The 21,071-nt window shown below is 65.9% G+C and carries 18 protein-coding genes; 7 read left to right on the top strand and 11 right to left on the bottom strand.

The annotated features are described in order from the left end of the window. Positions 1-2: 2 nt before the first annotated feature. The gene (locus NM962_10460) at positions 3-608 is read right to left on the bottom strand and encodes a TetR/AcrR family transcriptional regulator (GenBank protein UVO14372.1); all 606 of its coding nucleotides are present in this window, start codon (positions 606-608) and stop codon (positions 3-5) included. An 86-nt stretch (positions 609-694) separates the two neighbouring features. Here NM962_10460 and NM962_10465 point away from each other — a divergent pair, with 86 nt between their 5' ends. The 3 genes from NM962_10465 to NM962_10475 all read left to right on the top strand — a co-directional run bounded on the left by NM962_10465 (position 695) and on the right by NM962_10475 (position 2,841). Further along, positions 695-1,381 carry a DUF899 domain-containing protein gene (locus NM962_10465; protein ID UVO14373.1) on the top strand — a complete coding sequence of 229 codons (687 nt, stop codon included), beginning with the start codon at positions 695-697 and terminating at the stop codon, positions 1,379-1,381. 34 nt (positions 1,382-1,415) lie between these two features. Further along, complete coding sequence (locus tag NM962_10470) at positions 1,416-1,805, top strand: VOC family protein (GenBank protein UVO14374.1); 390 nt, start codon at positions 1,416-1,418, stop codon at positions 1,803-1,805. A 121-nt stretch (positions 1,806-1,926) separates the two neighbouring features. Then, on the top strand, positions 1,927-2,841 hold the full coding sequence (locus NM962_10475; protein ID UVO14375.1) for a DUF559 domain-containing protein: 915 nt from the start codon (positions 1,927-1,929) through the stop codon (positions 2,839-2,841). 15 nt (positions 2,842-2,856) lie between these two features. On the opposite strand, the gene NM962_10480 is transcribed toward NM962_10475, so the two are convergent. The 4 genes from NM962_10480 to NM962_10495 form a co-directional block, all read right to left on the bottom strand. Beyond that, the gene (locus NM962_10480) at positions 2,857-3,927 is read right to left on the bottom strand and encodes a nitronate monooxygenase (GenBank protein ID UVO14376.1); all 1,071 of its coding nucleotides are present in this window, start codon (positions 3,925-3,927) and stop codon (positions 2,857-2,859) included. Positions 3,928-4,009: 82 nt separating this feature from the next. Next, a complete protein-coding gene (locus NM962_10485) occupies positions 4,010-4,762 on the bottom strand; it encodes a CoA-transferase (GenBank protein ID UVO14377.1) in 753 nt (250 codons plus the stop codon). Beyond that, positions 4,759-5,637: an acyl CoA--acetate/3-ketoacid CoA transferase subunit alpha gene (locus NM962_10490; GenBank protein UVO14378.1), complete on the bottom strand. Its 879-nt coding sequence runs from the start codon at positions 5,635-5,637 to the stop codon at positions 4,759-4,761. Before NM962_10490 ends, NM962_10485 begins: the two co-directional genes overlap by 4 nt. After that, on the bottom strand, positions 5,634-6,392 hold the full coding sequence (locus NM962_10495; protein UVO14379.1) for an enoyl-CoA hydratase family protein: 759 nt from the start codon (positions 6,390-6,392) through the stop codon (positions 5,634-5,636). The genes NM962_10490 and NM962_10495 overlap by 4 nt, the downstream gene beginning before the upstream one ends. Before the next feature lie 68 nt (positions 6,393-6,460). On the opposite strand from NM962_10495, the gene NM962_10500 reads away from it, so the two are divergent. The 3 genes from NM962_10500 (at position 6,461) to NM962_10510 (ending at position 9,308) form a co-directional block, all read left to right on the top strand. Then, positions 6,461-7,225, top strand: a complete 765-nt coding sequence (locus NM962_10500) for an SDR family oxidoreductase (protein UVO14380.1) — start codon at positions 6,461-6,463, stop codon at positions 7,223-7,225. A 26-nt stretch (positions 7,226-7,251) separates the two neighbouring features. Next, the gene (locus tag NM962_10505; GenBank protein ID UVO14381.1) at positions 7,252-8,157 is read left to right on the top strand and encodes an SDR family oxidoreductase; all 906 of its coding nucleotides are present in this window, start codon (positions 7,252-7,254) and stop codon (positions 8,155-8,157) included. 191 nt (positions 8,158-8,348) lie between these two features. Next, positions 8,349-9,308, top strand: coding sequence for a fatty acid desaturase (locus NM962_10510; protein ID UVO14382.1), 960 nt, complete (start codon positions 8,349-8,351; stop codon positions 9,306-9,308). Positions 9,309-9,312: 4 nt separating this feature from the next. On the opposite strand, the gene NM962_10515 is transcribed toward NM962_10510, so the two are convergent. From NM962_10515 to NM962_10540, 6 genes are all read right to left on the bottom strand, one after another. Next, complete coding sequence (locus tag NM962_10515; protein UVO14383.1) at positions 9,313-12,420, bottom strand: LuxR C-terminal-related transcriptional regulator; 3,108 nt, start codon at positions 12,418-12,420, stop codon at positions 9,313-9,315. Between the two features lie 427 nt (positions 12,421-12,847). Continuing rightward, positions 12,848-16,000: a LuxR C-terminal-related transcriptional regulator gene (locus NM962_10520; GenBank protein UVO14384.1), complete on the bottom strand. Its 3,153-nt coding sequence runs from the start codon at positions 15,998-16,000 to the stop codon at positions 12,848-12,850. A 675-nt stretch (positions 16,001-16,675) separates the two neighbouring features. After that, positions 16,676-17,536, bottom strand: coding sequence for a histidine phosphatase family protein (locus NM962_10525; protein ID UVO14662.1), 861 nt, complete (start codon positions 17,534-17,536; stop codon positions 16,676-16,678). Positions 17,537-17,625: 89 nt separating this feature from the next. Beyond that, positions 17,626-18,042: a nitroreductase family deazaflavin-dependent oxidoreductase gene (locus NM962_10530; protein ID UVO14663.1), complete on the bottom strand. Its 417-nt coding sequence runs from the start codon at positions 18,040-18,042 to the stop codon at positions 17,626-17,628. 75 nt (positions 18,043-18,117) lie between these two features. Further along, positions 18,118-18,507 (bottom strand): hypothetical protein, encoded by a 390-nt coding sequence (locus NM962_10535; protein UVO14385.1) that lies wholly within the window; start codon positions 18,505-18,507, stop codon positions 18,118-18,120. Beyond that, positions 18,507-19,658, bottom strand: coding sequence for a steroid 3-ketoacyl-CoA thiolase (locus NM962_10540; GenBank protein UVO14386.1), 1,152 nt, complete (start codon positions 19,656-19,658; stop codon positions 18,507-18,509). The genes NM962_10535 and NM962_10540 overlap by 1 nt, the downstream gene beginning before the upstream one ends. A 158-nt stretch (positions 19,659-19,816) precedes the next feature. Here NM962_10540 and NM962_10545 point away from each other — a divergent pair, with 158 nt between their 5' ends. After that, the gene (locus NM962_10545; protein ID UVO14387.1) at positions 19,817-21,067 is read left to right on the top strand and encodes a cytochrome P450; all 1,251 of its coding nucleotides are present in this window, start codon (positions 19,817-19,819) and stop codon (positions 21,065-21,067) included. The last annotated feature ends 4 nt before the right edge of the window (positions 21,068-21,071 follow it).

Here is a 21,071-nt window from a genome sequence, read left to right on the forward strand (position 1 = left end):
CCTCACCCAACCAGACCGGCGATGATGTCGTCGACCGTTCGTTGTGCCAACGCGTCCAGATCGGGGCGGGGGGCGCCGCGCAGCGGCCCGCGCAGGGCCAGCTCGGCGAATCCGTGCACGGCCGACCAGCACGGCCACTCCGCGCCGGCGCGCCGGTCCGCGTGCAGCACACCGGAATCGGCCATCGCATCGAGTGCGTCGACCAGCGCGCGAAATGGTGGTGGGACTCCGTCGTCGTCGACTGAGGTGACCCCGGAGCCGAAGAAGGCCACGGTGAACCACCCCGGCTCGTCCAACGCGAACCCGATGTAGCCGAGTCCGACTGCGCGGAGCCGGTTGCGTGCCCGGTTCTGTGGTGAGCCGCGTCGGCTTACCGGTGGGAGCATGCGGGCGGCCATCCGGTCTCCGATGGCGATCGCGACGGCCCTCAACAGTGCCTCGCGGTCGGCGAAGTGGCGGTAGGCGGCGTTGGGGGAGACCCCGACGCGCCGGGTCGCCTCTCGGACCGTGAGAGCCTCTGGACCGCCGAGCCGGGTCAGCTGCAGGCCGGCGTCGATCAGCGCCGCGCCCAGGTCGCCATGGTGATAACCGGTCTTTGTCGCAGTCACCTCTTGACAGCCCCCTCGGGTCCAAGTGTACGGTGTGAACATATCCAATGTAGACGCCGTACACATACCAATGGGGGTTTTCGCCGATGACTGGTTTCAAGGCGCCGCCGATCGTGGATCACCAGGCCTGGCAACGGGAACTCGACGCGTTGCGCGTCCGGGAGAAGGCGGCCACCCGTGAACTAGACGCGATCGCAGCGCTGCGCCGGCGCCTGCCGATGGTCGCCATGGACGACTATGTGCTCGATGGTGAGCGGGGGCCGGTGCGCCTGCCTGAGGTATTCGAGGGCAAGAGTCAACTGATCGTCTACCACCACATGTGGTCGCCGGGTCAGGAATGGCAGTGCCCGGGGTGCACCGGCTACACCGCGCAGTTCACCCGACTCGACTTCCTCGACGCCTATGACGCACGGTTCGTCATCGTGACGCAGGGGCCGATCGACGAAGCGATCGCGTACAAGCGGCGTGTCGGCAATCAAATGGCGTGGTACAGCACTGCCAACAGTCCGTTCGGGGCTGATGTCGGGGTACCGCCGGGCGGCCAGTTCGCGGTGAATGTCTTTCTCCGCCAGGGTGATACGGTCTACCGCACCTGGTTCACCAACCACCGCGGGGTTGAACAACTCAGCCACGTGTTTCCGCTGATCGACGTGCTGCCCTATGGGCGTCAGGAACAGTGGCAGGACTCGCCCGACGGCTGGCCGCAGGGCCCCACCTACAGTCGCTGGGCCAGCTCGCCGGAGATCGCTGCGCTATACGGCTCGAATTCGTAGTTTGCCCAACCCATCCCAACCCAGAAGGAGCATGATGAGCACTGCCAAGATCGGCCTGAAGACGATCAACCTGGTGTGTGTGCCGACCGTTGAGCAGGACAAAGCGGTGGCGTTCTACGAGTCGCTGGGCTTCGAGAAGCGAACCGACATCGACATGGGTGATGGCTACCGCTGGGTGGAGGTCTACCCGCCCGAGGGGAATACCGGGATCGCGCTGGCTCCACCGCCGCCGGAGAGTGGGCCGGTCGAGCCGACCGACACCGGCATCGCGCTGACCACCGACGACATCGACGCCACGCACGCTGCGATCCGTGAGCTAGGTGTCGACGTGGACGACCAGGTTGCCCGGATGGGTGACCCGGTTCCGCCGATGTTCTGGCTTCGTGACCCGACCGGGCACACCCTGATGGTGGTGGAGGCTTAACCACCGCGCCGAGCGCCAATCTCCCGACGCCGCCACGGCGTGTCGCGTCGTGAGATTGGCGTTCGGTCGCCTGTGGATGGATGTCAGCGCTGATCGGCACCGGCGAGCATGCTTTCAGGCTGTGGGCGAATTGGGATGGCCATTCCTGGGTCAGGAGGCGCTGGCCGCCAGGGCCATCCCCGAGCGGGCGATGCGGGCGCTCTACGAACCGGTTTATCCGGGGGTCTACGCGCCATGGGGTGTCGAGCTGACCGCCCGGCAGCGGGCGGAAGCGGCGTGGCTGTGGTCACGGCGCCGGGGGGTAGTCGCGGGTGACTCAGCCGCGGCGCTGCTCGGCACGAAGTGGGTGAGCGGCGCGCTGGACGCCGAGCTGGTGTACGGCAGCCGGGTGCCCCCGCAGAAACTCGTCGTACACCGCGACATCCTGAAGCCGGGTGAGGTGGTAGACGTCGACGGGATTGCGGTCACCTCTCCGGCGCGCACCGCTTTCGACATCGGGCGGCGTACGTCGTCACGGCTTCGGGCACTCCAACGGCTTGACGCACTAGCGAACGCCACCGGCGTCGGGGTTGCGGAAGTCGAGGCCGTCATCGACGCGCATCGTGGCGCGCGGGGCCTGAATCGGCTTCGCCGGGTGCTGCCGCTCGTCGACCGCGGAGCGGAGTCGCCGCAGGAAACGCGTACGCGATTGGTCTTGATCGACGCTGGCTTGCCGCGACCGGACACCCAGATCGTGGTGCGCGACAGCTACGGCGAATTCGTGGGCCGGGTCGATATGGGATACCGACAATTGAAGGTCGGCATCGAATACGACGGTCAGCAGCACTGGGCCAATCCGAAACAGCGGCAACGCGACATCGACCGCCAGGTAGGGCTGGCCGAGCAAGGCTGGGTGATCATCCGGGTCAGCGCGGAGTTGCTGAGCTACCGCCGCGGGACGCTTATTGCCCGGGTGGAGGACGCGATGTATACCGCCGGTTGGCCCGGCCGCGCGAGTGCCAATCTCACGACGGTGACACGGCGTGTCGCGTCGTGAGATTGGCGCTCGGGGCTAGACGACGAAGGAGTTGGCGCTGCGCAGGTGCTCGACGGCCTCGTCGACGATCGAGGTGATCAGCTCGGCGCACGACGGCAGGCTGTCCAGGATGCCCGCCACCTGACCCGAGGCCAGCACGCCGGCTTCGGTGTTGCCTTCTACCAGGCCGGCTTTGAGCAGCATCGGGGTGTTGGCGGCCATCAGCACCTGCGACCAGGTGAGCTCCTTGCCGTGCCGCATCGCCAGCCCGTCGCGCACCATGGTCGGCCAGCTCATCTGCGACATCTTCTTGAACTTGGCGGCGTTGCGGATGGCGGCGCTGAAACCACGTGCCCGCGAACCGCTTTCAAGTTTGTTCACCAGTTCAGTGCGCAGCACCCGGTGCGGCATGCCGTCTACCCGGGTGGAGACCACGGTGCCGCTCAGGTCGGCGGCCAGGTAGCGCTGCTTGACCGAGTCCGGAACGGTGGAGTCGCTGGTCAACAGGAATCGGGTGCCCATCGCGACGCCGGTCGCGCCGTAGGACAGCGCGGCGGCCAGACCGCGGCCGTCGAAGAATCCGCCGGCGGCGATCACCTGCACCCCGGTACCGGCAACCGCGTCCAGCACCGACGGCAGCAGCAATGTGGTGGCGACCGGGCCGGTGTGCCCGCCGCCCTCTCCGCCCTGCACGATCACCGCGTCGGCGCCCCAGGACGCCACCTTCTTGGCGTGCTTGGCCGCGCCCACTGACGGGATCACCACGGATCCGGCCTCTTTGAGCTTCGCGATCAGCTCGGCCTTGGGCGCCAGCGCAAACGACGCCACCTTGACGCCCTCGCGGATCATCAGGTCCACCCGGTCGCCGGCGTCGGCGCCGTCGGCACGGATGTTGACCCCGAACGGCTTGTCGGTGGCGGCCTTCACCTTGGCGATCGCGGTGGCCAGCTCATCGATCGTCATGGTCGCCGAGGCCAGGATGCCCAGCCCGCCGGCATTGGCGGTCGCCGAGACCAGCCGCGCACCGGCTACCCAGCCCATCCCGGTCTGCACCACCGGGTGTTCGATACCGACCAGTTGGGTCAGCGGGGTTTTGATGCGGCTCATTGGCCACCGCCGACGATGCAGTGGGGGTACCCCCAGTCGCGAAGCGGCGAGGGGGACGGAGCGATGAGGAGGAGGCGGATCATCATGCTCTGACCTCTTTGTCCCGCAATGACTTGGGGTCGATGACCTCACGGATCAGCCGCAACTCTTCGACGGTCGGCTCCCGGGTCACCGCGGCTTCGGCCAGACCGTGCACCTCGAAGCTGGTGTTCTCGGTGACCTCGTCGGCGGTGACGCCGGGGTGCAGCGAGACCGCACGCATCTCATGCGAGGGGCCGCCGAAGTCGAACACACCGAGGTTGGTCACCACCCCGCCCAGGTTGAAGAACCGGAATGCCGGGTTGGCCGGGTCCACCTTGTCGTAGCCGATGCCGCAGACGATGTCCACGGCCTCGCAGAACACCCGCGACGAGTGCGCGCCCACCCAGTAACTGGTTGTGTGGTTGATGGTGTTGCCCGGCGCCCCGCGGACCCCGAACATCTGCCGGGTCGGCTGCTGCAGCGCACCGAACGCGGACAGGTTCTGGTTGCCGTAGCGGTCGATCTGGTTGGCGCCCATGATCACATGGCGCCGGCCCCACGACAGGGTTTCGAAGACCCGGTTGAACGGCATCCAGCCTTCCAGTGGACCGACCTTGCCGATCGCCGGGGTGTCGGCCAGGATGCGGGCCTCCCCGTCGGTGAGCACCAGGTCGGGGGAGAAGGTGAGGCGGGCCAGCCGGGCGCCGACCGAGGGCACGGTGGCCATGGGTGAGGCCATGATTTCGCCGGCGTCGCGGAACAGCTCGGCGCAGGCGACGGCGCAGATCTCGGCGCGTGTGGGTGAGTCGGTCATGTGAGTGCCTCCGCTCCGAATTTCTTGACCGCAGCCTGGTAGTCGTCCTCGCTGCCGGACAGGTAGGTGGCCTTGAACTCCGCCCAGGTCTCGTCGGAGCGGGCGGCTTCGGCGTAGTGCCGCTGGAACTTCTCGTCTCGGCCGTAATCGGCTGCGCCGATGGTGAAGTGGGCGCCATTCGGGGCCTCGACGACCTTGTCCACCATCATCCGGTTGATCACCTGGGTCTGCGGTGACGTGCTGGCGATCAGCTCCTGGGTGGGCACGATCTTCTCCACCGACAGGAACCGGCGCTGCGCCGACATCAGGAACAGGTCGTCGAAGTACGGGTCGATCCCGGTGTAGGCGGCGTTGCCGCGCTCATCGCCGATGTTCATGTGCACGAACGCGGCGTCCAGGTTCAGCGCGGGCATCGCGACCAGCGTCTCGTGCCCACCCTCAACGGGATACGGCGACACCACGGTCTTGAGTTCACCTTCCCAGAAGTCGATCACCGAGCTGCCCAGCCCGGCGCGGATCGGCAGGAACGGCAGCCGCTGGGCGGCGGCCTGCAGTCCGCAGCGCAGCATGCCCTCGTCCATCTCGCGGGCCTCGATGGCCCCGGTGGTGCGGGCGTGCGCGAACCACGGGTCGTAGAACGGCGCGGAGTCCAGGGAGACGAATCCGTAGTAGGCCCGGCGCACCTTGCCCGCCGAACACAGCAAACCCAGATCCGGTCCGCCGTAAGTCACTACGGTCAGATCCTTGACGTCGGTGCGCAGGATGGCGCGGACGAACGCCATGGGCTTACGGCGCGAGCCCCAGCCGCCGATACCGATCGTCATGCCGTCGCGCAGTTCCGCGACGGCGTCGTCGAGGGTCGTTACCTTGCTCATTTCTTAGCGCCCTTCTCGGTCCCGGCGAACTCGTCGCGGTGCTCGTCGGCGACACCGGAGAGGTTGAGCTCGAAGGTGAAGCCCTGCTCCATGCGGTAGCTGCTGTTGACCTTCTGCACATCGATGAGGTTGAGGGCTTCCTTGGCCGCCCGGATCACTCGGGTGTCCTTGGATGCGATGTCGCGGGCCACTCGCAGCGCGGCCTCGTCGAGCTCGGCGCGCGGCACCACCTCGTGCACCGAGCCGTAGTTGGCCAGGACCGAGGCGGGGACGGTGGCCGCGGTGTAGAACAACCGGCGCATCATGTGCTGCGGCACCAGCCGGGAGAGGTGGGTGGCCGCGCCCAGTGCGCCGCGTTCGACCTCCGGCAGGCCGAACTTGGCGTCGTCGGAGGCCACGATCACATCGGCGTTGCCGACCAGGCCGATCCCGCCGCCGACGCAGAAACCGTTGACCGCGGCGATCACCGGCACCGCGCACTCGTAGACGGCCTTGAACGCCGCGAAGCAGCCGCGGTTGGCGTCGATCAGCGCGGTGAAGCCCTCGGTGGCCTGCATCTCCTTGATGTCCACGCCGGCGTTGAAGCCGCGGCCCTCGGCGCGCAGGATCACCGCGTGGGTCTTCATGTCGTTGCCGGCGGCGGTGATGACCTCGCCGAGCTCGAACCAGGCCCGCGACGGCAGCGCATTGACCGGCGGGTAGTCGACGGTGACCGCGACGATCCCCGGTTCGACGGTTTTGGATGTGATCGGCATGGGCGGACTTCCCTGTCGTATTGGGGCCTTAGATACCTAAGCAAGCACTTGCTTGGTACGCTAGCACAGTGGGTGAAGCGATCAACCTCGGATTGACCGGCAAGGTGGTCCTGGTGACCGGCGGAGTGCGCGGCGTCGGCGCGGGCATCAGTGCCGTCTTCGCCGATCAGGGCGCAACGGTGGTGACCTGCGCCCGGCGCCCGGTGGACGGCTCCCCCTATGAGTTCCATTCCTGCGACGTCCGCGACGACGACGCCGTGAGGGGTCTGATCGGGGCGATCGTGGCCACCCACGGCCGGATCGACATCGTGGTCAACAACGCCGGCGGCTCCCCGTTCGCACTTGCGGCAGATGCGTCGGCCAATTTCAGCCGCAAGATCATCGAGCTCAATTTGCTCAGCGCCCTGCTGGTGTCCACGCACGCTAACGCGGTCATGCAGGCCCAGGACACCGGCGGCTCGATCGTCAACATCACCAGTGTCAGCGGCCACCGACCGTCCCCTGGCACCGCGGCCTACGGTGCGGCCAAGGCCGGGGTGGATAGCCTGACCACATCGTTAGCCGTCGAATGGGCTCCGAAGGTGCGGATCAACTCGATCGTGGTCGGCATGGTCGAAACCGAACAGTCCGAGCTGTTCTACGGCGACGCCGAATCGGTAGCAGCCGTCGGCGCCACCGTGCCACTGGGCCGGTTGGCCAAACCATCCGAAATCGGTTGGGCAGCAGCATTTTTGAGTTCCGACCTGGCGTCCTATGTCAGCGGCGCCAGCCTGACCGTGCACGGCGGCGGAGAGAACCCCGCCTACCTCGACGCATCCAGCGCTAACAAATAGCGCTAACAAATAAGGAGAGAGCAGCCATGGGACTTCTTGACGGCCGCGTAGTCATCGTCACCGGAGCCGGCGGCGGAATCGGGCGGGCGCACGCGCTGGCCTTCGCCGCCGAGGGCGCCCGAGTGGTGGTCAACGACATCGGCGTCGGCCTGGACGGTTCGCCGGCCGGCGGCGGTAGCGCCGCCCAGAACGTGGTCGACGAGATCGTCGCGGCCGGTGGCGAAGCCGTCGCCAACGGTTCCAACGTCGCCGACTGGGGCCAGGCCGAGGCGCTGATCAAGCAGGCTGTCGACACCTACGGCACACTCGACGTGCTGGTCAACAACGCCGGTATCGTGCGGGACCGGATGTTCGCCAACGCCACCGAAGAGGAATTCGACGCCGTCACCGCCGTGCACCTCAAAGGCCACTTCGCCACCATGAAGCACGCCGCCGCCTACTGGCGGGCCAAGTCCAAGGCCGGCGAAACTGTCGACGCCCGCATCATCAACACCAGCTCGGGCGCCGGCCTGCAGGGCAGCGTCGGGCAGGCCACCTACAGCGCCTCCAAGGCCGGCATCGCCGCGCTGACCCTGGTCGCCGCGGCCGAAATGGGCCGCTACGGAGTCACCGCCAACGCCATCGCCCCGTCAGCGCGCACCCGGATGACCGAGACCGTGTTCGCCGACATGATGAACACCCAGGGCCAGACCTTCGACGCGATGGCGCCGGAGAACGTCAGTCCACTGGTGGTGTGGCTGGGGAGTGTGGAATCCAAGGACGTGACCGGCAAGGTCTTCGAGGTCGAGGGCGGCAAGATCCGCGTCGCCGAGGGTTGGGCGCACGGCCCGCAGGCCGACAAGGGCGCCCGCTGGGATCCCGCGGAGTTGGGGCCGGTCGTCGCCGACCTGTTAGCTCAATCACGTCCGCCGGTGCCGGTGTACGGAGCCTAAAGTCCTGGGGACGAAAGTCCTGATGCGCGGACCAGCGGCGTTATACGTTGGCGTCAATATTGTGATACTTACTTAGCCGGCCATTGCAGGCTTGCGTCCCAAGCCTGGCCGGGGCGTGACGTAGGCTCTCAGTTGTTCTCGTTTTGCATGCCCGTTTTTCATGAATTGCTGTCGCTGGAGGTCGTGTGTCGGTGCTCGAGACGGCGGAAGACCCGCCGGCGACGACCCGACGTCAGCGGCACCCGCATCCTGGCGAGGGGATGCCGGCCTTCGCGTGGCCTACCTTCGGGCTTGCGTTGGGGGCACTGGCTGTTTTCGTGCTGGTGGTGGCCGGCACTGTCGACGGGTTCCTTCCGATTTGGGCCGCGGTCCCACTGAGCACCGCGGTCACCTATGTGATGTTCTCGGTGGCGCACGAGGCGTTGCACCGCTCGCTGTGTTCGGTGCGCTGGGTGAACACGGTGGTCGGTCGACTGGCCTGGCTGTTTGTCATATTGCCGTTCTCGTTGCCGGCGTTCGGGTATGTGCACGGTGAGCACCACCGCCACACCAACGACCCGGACCGGGACCCGGACATGTTCGCCACGCACGCGCCGGCCTGGCAGCTGCCGTTCCGTTGGGCGCTGATCGACCTCTTCTACGCGTCCTGGTACATCCGCAAGCTCTGGAAGCGAGTGCGTCATTCCTGGCGTCGCCCGGTGGCCGAGGTGGCCGAAACGCTGCTGCTGTCCATGGCGACGGTGGTCGGTATCGGCGCTGCTGTCGTTAGTGAACATTTCTGGACTCTTGCGATAGTCCTGTTGATTCCGCAGCGCATCGGCATCTTCATCATCGGGTGGTCCTTCGATTGGCTTCCGCATCACGGGCTCGATGAGACCCAGCGGGGAAACCGATACCGTGCCACCCGGCTGCGGGTGGGGATGGAATGGCTGTTGGCGCCGTTGATGCTGTCGCAGAATTACCACCTGATCCACCATCTGCATCCGTGGTTGCCGTTCTACCGCTATCTGCAGGCATGGCGACGCAACGAGGAGCTCTACCTGGAGCACAGTGTCGCTGTCACCAATCTGCTCGGCCGGGAACTGAGCGCCGAGGAATACCGGCACTGGAAGCGGTGGGCGCAAGTCGAACCCGACTCTCGTATCGCCTAGTGCATCAGGTGTGTTGCGCCGCTTCTTGAGCGAGTTGCAGGCGGGACGAGATGTTGAGCTTGGTGTAGATCCGGCTCAGGTGCGAGTGCACGGTTCGGGGTGAGAGGCTCAGTTCGGCGGCGATTTCCTTGTCGCGGAGACCGGCACTGATGAGCCGGACGACATTGCGCTCGGCCGGGGTCAACGAGGCCCAACCGCTGGACGGGCGTCTGGATTCGCCCTTGCCCTTTGCGTCACCGCGGCGCGCGTGGGTGATCGCCTCCGCCGGCGGCATTGCGGCGCCCTCGGCCCACCGGCTCTCAAAATCCTGCTGCCCCATCGATTTTCGCACGGTGTCGACCGCTACGGTGTAGTCGGCGTCATAGATCTTGAAGCGGACGGCACCGGTGTGGTCGCGGATGGCAACTGCCGATCCGAACAGTCGCGCCGCGTCGCGGTATCGACCGGCGCTCGCCGCCAGCGTTGCCAGGCACTCGATCACCTCGGGAATCGCCAGATATGCGCCGGTCTGGCTGGCGATCTCCAAGGCCTCGAGGGCGTCTTGTTTGGCCCGCTTGAAGTCGCCTTCGACGATAGCGATCCGAATACGTGTCTCCAGCGGTAAGAGCCGGTTCACCCCCGACGATAACGAGAGCGCTTCGTCGGACCGGTGGCGCGCTGCGACCGTATCACCGGATGCCAGCGCAGCCCTGGCCACCGGGTTGCCGTTGATGGCCAGCAGGTGCGGTAGGGCGCACGCCTCGCACGCAATATCGCTGGCCAGTTGTCCCGCCGGCACATCACCGGCAGCCAACGCTGCGTCCACCAACGCACCCAGACTGATGCCGCGGTGGAAGGCGGCTTGGTTGACAGTGGTGTCGGCGCTTGCTTGTGCAGCGCGGCGAGCTCCGCTGGTGTCACCTTGGCGTGCCAGGGCCTCGGCCAGCAGCATCAGGCCCTTCGCTGCGAAAAACGGCTCGTGTGTCGCGGCCGCCTCGGCGGCCATTTCCTGGCCCGCAGTGGCAGCTTTCGCCAGCTCCCCGGACAGCAGGTCTGCTAAGCCCAGGCAAAATCGGCAGAGTCGTGAGGCTGACCAGTCGCCGACCGCTTCCGCCAGGTTACGTCCTTGTTCGGCGGCTTGACGCAGGGTGTCCAGGTCGCCCGCGACGAAGGCGGCGTAGGCGTAGGCGCCGTATATCTGGCTTAAGCGCCAGTCGCCGGGAACGGGAGCGGGAGCGAGTTCGAGCGCCTCGTGGAAGTAGGGTAGGGCGATCTCGGGGCTATAGCAGTTGGTGAAGGCGCAGGCGGCCAGCGCCCAAGACAACAATGCCGGGTCGTCGAGGTCGCGTGCGATCGCCACGGCCTGCTCGGCCTGATCGAGGCGATCGTAGGACCCGCTCCACCCCTCGAAAACGGTTTTGTCGGCGAGCAGGCGGCTACGGATGGCGGGTGCCACCGCGGCGCCGCCGGTCAGAACGGCGTTGAACCAGGCGAGTCCTTCCAGGCTCCGGCTGTGGATCCACAGTGGCAGCAGCCCTGATACGAGGCGAGCGGCCAGCTCGGTATCACCGTGTTCGTGACTCCAGGTGAACGCTGCCCGCAGGTTGTCAATCTCGATTTCGGCCTGCTTGATATGCCATTGATAGCCGTCAGGCGATTGGGTTTCGAACAGTGCGGTGTAGTGGTCGCGGTGGCGGCGGCCAAGCGTATCGGTCTCGCCGGCTTCGTCGACCTTCTCCAGCGCGTACTGGCGCACCGTCTCCAGCATCGAATAGCGTGTGGTGGGTCCGGTGCTATCGGCTGTCACCAGCGATTTGTCGACCAGCTGAGTAATCCAGGCAAGGGTCTGATTGCGCGTCAGATCAGTGCCGGCGACGACCGCGTGGGCGGCACTGAGGTCGAACCCACCCAAAAATACCGCCAGCCGGCGAAAGGCGACCCTTTCCGGTTCGCTGAGCAGGTCGTGTGACCAGTCAATTGAGGCGCGCAGGGTCTGCTGGCGCGGCACCACCGTGCGTGCACCACCGGTCAACAGCTGCAATCGCTCATCGAGTCCGTCGCGGATCTCGGTCAGCGACAACGCTCGAACCCGTGTCGCGGCAAGTTCGATCGCCAACGGCACCCCGTCCAAGCGTCGACAGATCTCAACTATCGTGGCGGCCCCGTCGTCGGTGCTGGCGAATTCGGGCCGGACCAGCCAGGCGCGCTGGGTGAACAATTCCACTGCTTCGTCGGCTAGCGACAGAGACGGAGTTGGCCAGGTCACCTCGCCGGCCACCCCGAGGGGTTCCCGACTGGTCGCCACGATGATCAGTTCCGCGCTGGCCGCCAACAGCGTGTCGATCAGCCGCGCACACGCATCCAGCAGATGCTCGCAATTGTCGAGCACCATCAGCAATTGCTGGTCGGCGACGAAGCGGGCCAGGGTGTCGACCGGGGAGCGGTCAGTCTGATCCGGCAGGCCGAACGTGTGCGCTATTCGCTCGGCGACCAGATCCGGATCGGTGATCGGCGCCAGGTCCACGCACCAGGCTCCGTCGCGGAACTTGTCGACAAAATCATCGGCCAGTTGCAGCGCCAGCCGCGTCTTGCCGACTCCGCCGGAGCCGGTCAATGTCACGAGACGGTTGGAGGCAACCAATAGCCTCAGTTCGTTCAGCTCGGCTTCGCGTCCGACGAAACTTGTCAGCGGAGTTGGAAAATACCGCTCAGGCAACGCTTTTCCGGCTCGAAGCGGCGGAAAGTCAGTGGGGAGGTCAGGGTGGCAGAGCTGCGTGACCCGTTCCGGATACGGTATGCCGCGTAGCCGGTACACCCCGAGATCAACCAGCCATGCCGTCGGTGGCAGCCGATTCGCGATCGATTGCTGGGCTGTCTCCGACAACACCGTCTGCCCGCCGTGGGTCAGATCGCACAGCCGCGCCGCGCGCTTCACCAGGGCTCGCAGGCGTGCGCAGGGGTCAACTAGCGGCAGCTCGTCGGTGTGTATTGCGATCCGGGGCCGGATCGGCTCCGAGGGCGCACGCTGCAAAGCCAGTGCACAGGCCACCGCGTCGTCAGCTTCCACGAACCCGGCGGCAAACTTGTCTCCGCGGTCCTGCGCCGCTAGACGTTCGCCACGATGGGCGGTCACGACCTCGGCGAGCGTGCTTTGTAGTCCTGAGAGGCCGGTCGTCGACGACTCCGTCAGAGATTGCCAGGGTGGGCGGAGGTCGCCGGGACCGACCACGAGGACTGTTCGCGCTGTGGAAGACGGCGAATGCGCTTCGCTCGGGTTCGCTGACATCTATCGTCCTCTAGCCCTGTGCTTTCGTGCCGGTTGCATGTTGTGAATGAGGGAAGGTGCTCTGAGCTGGGATAATTCGACTTGCCAAACGTTGAATCAGTCCAGTTCGAGGAGCACCTTTCTGGTGAGTTAAGTCTATGTCGTGTTGCCCAGGGTGCTCACCGAACTGCGCAACCGGGGTGGACGTAACATCCTGTTCGTCTGCTGTGACGGCTTGCCGGGCCTGCCTGAATCGATCACCGCGCAGACGGCTCGCGGGAATAACACCGTTGTGTCAGGTGTGTTGCGCTTGCGCTGCTGCTTGAGCGAGTTGCAGGCGGGACGAGATGTTGAGCTTGGTGTAGATCCGGTTCAGGTGCGAATGCACCGTTCGGGGTGAGACGTTCAGTTGCGCAGCGATGTCTTTGTCTCGGAGACCAGCACTGATAAGCCGAACGACGTTACGTTCGGCCGGGGTCAGCGACGCCCAACCGCTAGACGGGCGTCTGGATTTGTCCTTGCCCTTTTCGTCGCCTCGGCAGGCGTACGCAATGGCCTCAGCCGTCGACAGGGCATTGCCCTGAGCCCAAAGCCGCTCAAAGTCATTCTGCTGCATCACTTCTCGCAGCGTTCCGACAGCGGTTTCGTAGCTGGCGTCGTAGACCCTGGCACGGACCGCACCGGTGCGATCACGGGCGCTCACCGCTGAGCCGAACAGCCGTGCTGCGTCGTGGTGTCGCCCAGTGGCCGCGGCCACCGATGCCAGTAGTTCGATCAGATCCGGGACGCCCAGAGTTGCCTCAGTGTCGGCCGCCACCGCCAGCGCGTCCCTGGCATCTCGTTCGGCTTGATCAAACCCACCCTCGGCCATGGCCACTCGGCCACGAATCTCCAGCAGCAGTATCCGATGCATACCCGAACTCACGGACAATGCGTCGTCGGCCCAACGGCGCGCCGCGGCCAGGTCGCCGGATGCCAGTGCGGCGCGAGCGACCGGATTGCCGTTTATCGCCAGTAGTTGGGGCAGCGCGCACGCGTCGCATGCCGCCCGAGCTGCACTGAGCGCCCCGGCCACATCACCGGCGGCGAGGAATGTGTCCGTAACCGCGCCGAAGCCGAACGCGCGGTGGAAGTCGATCAGTTCGGCAGCGGCCTCGACACATGCACCTGCCGCCGCGTGCGCCCCGCGGATATCCCCCTGGCACGCGAGGGCTTCGGCCAGGACGGTCAGACTCTGGGAGCTGAACAGCGGGTCGTGTGCAGCCTCGGCCTCGGTGGCTACCTGGCGGGCCTGCTCGGCCGCCAGCGTGAGCTCTGCGCGGTGCAGATGCGCCAGTGCCAGGCAAAGGCGGCACAGTCGAGCAACCGACCAGTCACCGACCGCATCGCCGAGGACTGCCCCTTTTTCAGCGGCGAGCCGCATCGTATCGAGGTCCCCGGCCACGAACGCCGAATACGCCTGCACGCCATAGATCTGGCTCAACCGCCAATCGTCGTTCATTGCCGGGGACAGCGCGATGGCCTGTTCAAAGTAGGGCAGGGCGAGTTCGGGGCTGTAGCTACAGGTGAAGCCGCAGGCGGCCAGCGCCCAGGCAAGCAGTCCCGGTTCATCGAGGTGCCGTGCGATCGAAACCGATTCCTCTGCCTGCTCGACCTGCCCGTAATTCCCGATCAACGCGTCGAAGATCGCTTTGTCCGCGAGTGCGCGGGCACGCGCGCCAGGCGCCATCGTGGCGCCGACGAGCACCGCGTTGAACCATGCCAGTCCTTCCAGCGTCCGGCTGTGGATCCACAGCGGGAGTAGTGATGAGGCGAGACGTGCGGCAAGCTCCGGCTCGCCATGGTTGCGGCTCCACGTGAAAGCCGCCCTGAGGTTGTCGATCTCGAGTTCCGCCTGCGCAATGTGCCAGCCGTACCCAGCGGTCACCTCGGAGCCGAACAGGGCTGTGTAGTGATCACGGTGGCGTGCCCGGATGGCGTCTGATTCCCCGGCCTTCTCGAGCTTCTCCAAGGCGTACTGCTGCACGGTCTGCAACATTCGGAAGCGTGTCGATTCTCCGGTGCTGTCGGCTATCACCAGCGATTTGTCCACTAGCTGGGTGAGTTTGTCGATGATCAGTCCGCGCGGCAGGTCAGTGCCGCCAGCCACAGCATGGGCCGCATCAAGGTCGAAACCACCCCGAAATGGCGCCAAACGGCGAAACACCACGCGCTCGGGTTCGCTCAACAAGTCGTGAGACCAGTCCTCCGAAGCCCTCAGTGTCTGTTGGCGTGGGACCACCGTGCGCGCACCACCGGTCAACAGTTGGAAGCGCTCGTCCAGCCCGTCGGCGATCTCGGCCAGTGACAACGCTCGAACCCGGGTCGCGGCAAGTTCGATCGCCAACGGCACCCCGTCTAGGCGCCGACAGATCTCGGCTACCAAGGCAGCATCACCATCGGTGTCGGTGAAACCCGGCCGGACCAGCCGAGCGCGCTGCCGGAACAACTCGACAGCCTCGTCGCCGAGCGAGAGCGAAGGGGTTTTCCAGGTCACTTCGCCGGCTACGCCGAGAGGTTCGCGACTGGTCGCCACGATGGTCAGCTCTGCGCCGGCGGCCAACAAGGTATCGGTCAGTCGCGCGCACGCGTCCAGTAGATGCTCGCAATTGTCGAGCACCAGCATCAATTGCCGGTCTGCGATGAAGTGCACCAGGGCGTCGACCGGGGAGCGGTCCGGTCGATCAGGCAGGCCCAACACGTGTGTCACTCGTTCGGGAATCCGATCCGGATCACTGATCGGCGCCAGGTCCACGCACCATGCCCCATCGCGGAAACGGTCGACAAACTCCTCGGCCACTTGCAGCGCGAGCCGCGTCTTGCCCACTCCGCCAGAGCCGGTCAGCGTCACAAGACGGTTGCCATCAACCAGCCGACGCAGCTCGGTCAACTCCGCATCGCGTCCGACGAAACTCGTCAGCGGCGTCGGAAAGTAAGGCTCGTGCCCCGCATTTCCGGTTCGAAGCGGCGGAAAGTCGATCGCAAGATCGCGGTGGCAGAGCTGCGCCACCCGCTCCGGATACGGTATGCCACGCAGCCGAAAGGATCCCAGCTCAACCAGCCAGGTCTCCGAGGGCAGCCGATCAGCCATCAATCGCCGGGCTGTTTCCGATAACAACGTCTGACCGCTATGGGCCAGGTCGCAGAGCCGTGCAGCACGTTTCACCAGGGATCGCGGGTGTGCGCACGGCTCGACCAACGGCAACTTCTCGGTGTGCAGGGCGATCCGCGGCCGAATCGGTGCCGCGGGAGCGCCCTGCAGAGCCATGGCGCAGGCCACTGCATCACTGGCGTCTGCGAACGCGGCGGCGAACTTATCTTCGTGGTCCTCCTCCACCAGCCGTTCGCCACCATGGGCGGCAACCGCTTCGGCGAGAGTACTTTCCAGCCACGACAGCCCGGTCGTCAATGACTCAGTCGGGGGCTGCCATTGCGGCCGAGAGTCTCCGGGGCTGACCACAAGGACCGTTCGCGCCCGGGAAGGTGACGAAAGCACCGCACTCGCATCCGACATCATTTACCGTCTCTCAGAGGCAAGGATGCTCGCGCAAGCGGGCAACACCCTCCATTCCCCCCGGATGGATCAGCTGTGCATCCGTGCAGTCCTAAGGCTTACTTTCCGTGATCTAGGTACTTCTACCGCCAGGTCTCCGCGTCACGATACCAGCGAGATTTCGGCATTCTTGCCGATGTTCTATGGGGGCGTGCTGTCGCACAGTGGTGGCGGCAGAGCTGCGCTTGCCGAGTCGGCCGCCTCGCGGCGGAACTATTTCGCCGGTCTCCAACTGATCGCGATCTCTCGAACGAGGGCAGCGGCAACGAGGGCGTCCAGGGTGTTGCTCGGCGGCGCGCCACGGGACGCCGCCGAGGTCCGAATTCGGCGCATTGTTTTTGCGGGATTTGTTGTGCCAGCAAACTCGAATCGAATATCTAATCCGTTTATGCGTGAACCCTTCCGGTGCCGCAGAAAATGCGCGTGCCCGTCGTTGGATTCCGTAAGTGAATCTTGGCTCCGCGCCGTAACACCCCCGGCAGCGGCGGCAACGGCGCCTCGTGTGCGGGGCTGTCTCGTTTGCTGGCCAGGTCAGATGGCGTCGAGTACGTCGTTCCACACTGCGAGGGGGAACTGCAGAACCGCCGCGCCGATATCGTCGGCGCCGGCCTGGATCGCGTCGAGGAATGTCGTCGGACCCCCGCTGAGCAGCGCCTCCCAGATGTGGAACATCGCCATCTGCGGCGCGGTGATCACGTCGCGCACGTCGACGAAGAGCTCGGTGAGCAGTCCCGGATCTTCGGCGACCGGCTGCCCGTTCCAGCTGACCAGCGTCCAGCCGTCCTCCGGGTTTCCCCGGACCTCGATGACACCGGTGAACGGCAGCAGCTCACCCGTGGTCAGCGCCTCGTTGAGAATGATGCCGAAATCAGGATTCTGGACGTTCATCAACGTCCAGAACACGATCGACCCTTCGTGGGCGAACACCGCATCGGTGTCCCCGCCTGCGCTGCCGGCGTAGATCGCGGCAACGGCGTCGGAGAATCGATCCTGGAAAACCATCCCGTTGAAATCCGAGGAACCCAGCTGCGGAACGAAATATAGACCCAACGCCCACAGCATCGGGGCCGCGGCGTACAGCACCGCTCCCACCGGGAGGCCGCCGACGTTCACTGGCAGATCCGCGAGAAGACCGGCGTCGATCTCGTTGAGTCCGGACAACTCATGCACGGGCAGTCCCAGCATTTCAGCCAGGGGATCCGCGGTCTCGTGCGCGCGGGTCATGATCGAGGAGTAGATGCCGGTGACGCTGTCATCGGCTAGAAGGTCGGCGACGCTGTGTGCCTGCTGTTGGCCGAGTTCGGTGGACCGGGAATCTCGTTGTTGATCACCAGGTTGTCGCCGGCCTGCCCATGCCGCACGAACTCCAGCGTGATCGAATCGGCAGCCCAGGCAGCCGGGGCCGCGAACAACGCGACGACCGCGGGAACGGCGGCTGCCCCGTAACGCAGGCGCCGCGAATCCCGGATCACCGGTGACTGCTAGGGCTCGCAGATGACGATCGGGATCTCCCGATCAGTCCAGGCCCGGTAGTTGACGAAGTCGGGGTACATCGTGTCGAGCTTGGGCCAGTAGGCGGCCCGCTCGGCCTCGCTGGCGTCGCGGGCACGCAGCGACAGCACCTCGCTACGGATCCGGAATGACACCTGCGGGTTGGCCTTCAGGTTCAGGTACCACATCGGGTTGGTGGCGCGGCCGCCCTGGGAAGCCACCAGGATCACCCGGTCACCCTCACGCAGGAACAACAGCGGGGACTCCCGCGGCTGACCCGACTTGCGCCCGGTGGTGGTGAGGATGCCGACCTCGGGAACCTCACCAAAATGCTTGGTGCCCAACCGCCACCGACCGCCGACCCGGCCGCCGGTCGCCTTGTAGGCCCAGGTGTTGGCCCGCGACATCCACTTGATGATCGTTCCGGTGACCGGCGAATCCAGTGACTTCGGCTTCTCTGGTGGGTTGCTCACGGGCTCACTCTAACGGTGGATGAACGGACGAATCCCCGCGCGGATGTGGTGGATCACGGCGGAGCCGTCCGGGCTGTCAGCGGGGATCCGGAAAACCTCGTCGACATGCGAGCAGACCCGGACCCCGAACAGCGACGGCTTGGTGATGATGTCGTAGACCGCCCGCACATCGTCGCCGTCGATGCTGTACTTCGGCAGCGTCGCGGCCGAGATCAACCGGAACTGCGGCCCGCGGTTCAGACTGCGGTGCAGGTGATTTCCCGAAAACCCGGTCTTGAGTCCGACCTCGATCCGGACGCAGCCGGGGGAGAATCGGACCGCAGACGAGTCGTGGCTGACCAGCGCGTCGATGTAGGCCTGCGCCGCCGCGATGCGGTCGGTCTCGGTGACCGGGGCCACTAGATGCGCTCGATGATGGTGCCGGTGGACAACGCCCCGCCGGCGCACATGGTGATCAGCGCGGTGGACTTGTCGGTGCGCTCGAGCTCGTGCAGCGCGGTGGTGATCAGCCGGCTGCCGGTGGAACCCACCGGGTGGCCCAGCGCGATCGCCCCGCCGTTGACGTTGACCCGATCCATGTCCGGCTTGTGCACCGCGGCCCAGGACAGCACCACCGAGGCGAACGCCTCGTTGATCTCGATCAGGTCGATGTCGCCCATCTTCATGCCGGCCTTCTCCAGCACCTTCGCGGTGGACTGCACCGGGCCGTCCAGGTGGTAGTAGGTCTCGGCGCCGACGTTGGCCTGGCTGATGATCCGGGCGCGTGGCTTCAGGCCAAGCGCCTTCGCCTTGTCGTCATCCATCCACAGCACCGCGGCCGCGCCATCGGAGATCTGCGAACTGGTGCCGGCGGTGTGGATACCGCCCTCGATCACCGGGTTCAGCGCCGCCAGGCCCTCGGCGGTGGTGTCGCGCAGGCCCTGGTCGCGGCTGACCGTGTTCAGCTCGGCGGTGGGCTGCTTGTTCTCGTCGATCACCGGCGCCTCGATCGGGGAGATTTCCCGGTCGAACCGGCCCTCGGCCCAGGCCTGCTTGGCCAGCAGCTGGGACCGCAACCCGAGTGCGTCGACGTCGGCGCGGGTGATGCCCCGGCGCTTGGCGATGCGCTCGGCCGCTTCGAACTGGTTGGGCAGGTCGATGTCCCAGGACGCCGCGCGGGCGCCGCCGCCGTTGGCGCCCAGCGGGACTCGGCTCATCGCCTCGATGCCGCACGCGATGCCGATGTCGATGGCGCCGGTGGCGATCAGGCCGGCGATCAGGTGGTTGGCCTGCTGTGCGCTGCCGCACTGGCAGTCGATGCTGGTGGCGCCGACGTGCTCGGGCAGCCCGGCCACCAGCCAGGACTGCCGGGTGACGTTGTTGCCCTGCTCGCCGAACTGCGTGACGCAGCCGCCGATGACCTGCTCGACGCTGCCCGGGTCGATCCCGGCCTTGGCGACCAAGGCTTTCTGCACCGCCCCGAGCAGTTCGGTGGCGTGCAGGCCGGACAACCAGCCATTACGTTTACCGATGGGGCTACGTGTGGCTTCGACGATGACAGGATTACCCATGCGGCCAGGCTAGAACACGTTTCATTAGTCTGACAAGCGACGATGCGGCACCGCCTTTGATCTGCGGTCGGGCCGTGTTTCAATGGTCGCAATCAGGCACTAGACGGCGTTGTCCGGCGTCGTCGAACCTACTAGCAGATCACTCTAGGAGTAGACACATGGGCTGCCCCGCCATCCCCAGCGACTTCGACTTCCTTAACTCCGAGATGAGCCTGAAGGGCCTCCCGGTCAAGGAACTCGCCGAGCTGCGCAAGTCTGAACCGGTGCGTTGGGTCGACGTCCCTGGCGGTACCGGAGGCTTCGGCGACAAGGGTTACTGGCTGGTGACCAGGCACAAGGATGTCAAGGACGTCTCACTGCGCAGCGACGTCTTCTCCAGCGCGATGAACGGCGCGATCCCGGTCTGGCCGCAGGAGATGACCCGTGAGGCGGTCGACCTGCAGCGCGCGGTCCTGCTGAACATGGACGCGCCGCACCACACCCGGCTGCGCAAGATCATCTCCCGGGGCTTCACCCCCCGCGCCCTCTCGCGGCTTGAGGACGAGCTGAAGGCGCGGGCGCAGAAGATCGCTCAGACTGCCGCGGCGTCCAACACCGGCGACTTCGTCGAGCAGGTGTCCTGCGAGCTGCCGCTGCAGGCCATCGCGGAACTGCTCGGTGTGCCCCAGGACGACCGGGACAAGTTGTTCCGCTGGTCCAACGAGATGACCGCCGGCGAGGACCCGGAGTACGCCGACGTCGACCCGGCGATGTCGTCATTCGAGGTCATCACCTACGCCATGAAGATGGCCGAGGAGCGGGGCAAGAACCCCACCGACGACATCGTGACCAAGCTGATCCAGGCCGACATCGACGGCGAGAAGCTCAGCGATGACGAGTTCGGCTTCTTCGTCATCATGCTGGCGGTTGCCGGCAACGAGACCAGCCGCAACTCGATCACGCATGGAATGGTCGCGTTCTCGCAGAACCCCGACCAGTGGGAGCTGTTCAAGCGGGACCGGCCGCAGACGGCCGTGGACGAGATCATTCGTTGGGCCACACCGGTTTCGGCATTCCAGCGCACGGCGAGCGAAGACACCGAGATCGACGGCGTCAAGATCAAGGCCGGCGAGCGTGTGGTGATGTCCTACCGTTCGGCCAACTTCGACGAGGAGGTGTTCGACGACCCGTTCACCTTTAACATCCTTCGTGACCCCAACCCGCACGTCGGCTTCGGCGGTACCGGGGCGCACTACTGCATCGGCGCCAACCTGGCCCGCCTGACCATCAACCTGATCTTCAACGCGGTCGCCGACCACATGCCCGACCTGAAGCCGATGGGCGAGCCGGAGCGGCTGAAGTCCGGCTGGCTCAACGGCATCAAGCACTGGCCCGTCGACTACTCGGGTGCGTGCCCGGTCGCGCACTGAGCAC

The organism is Mycobacterium sp. SVM_VP21 (genome assembly GCA_024758765.1).
Taxonomy (GTDB): Bacteria; Actinomycetota; Actinomycetes; order Mycobacteriales; family Mycobacteriaceae; genus Mycobacterium; species Mycobacterium heraklionense_C.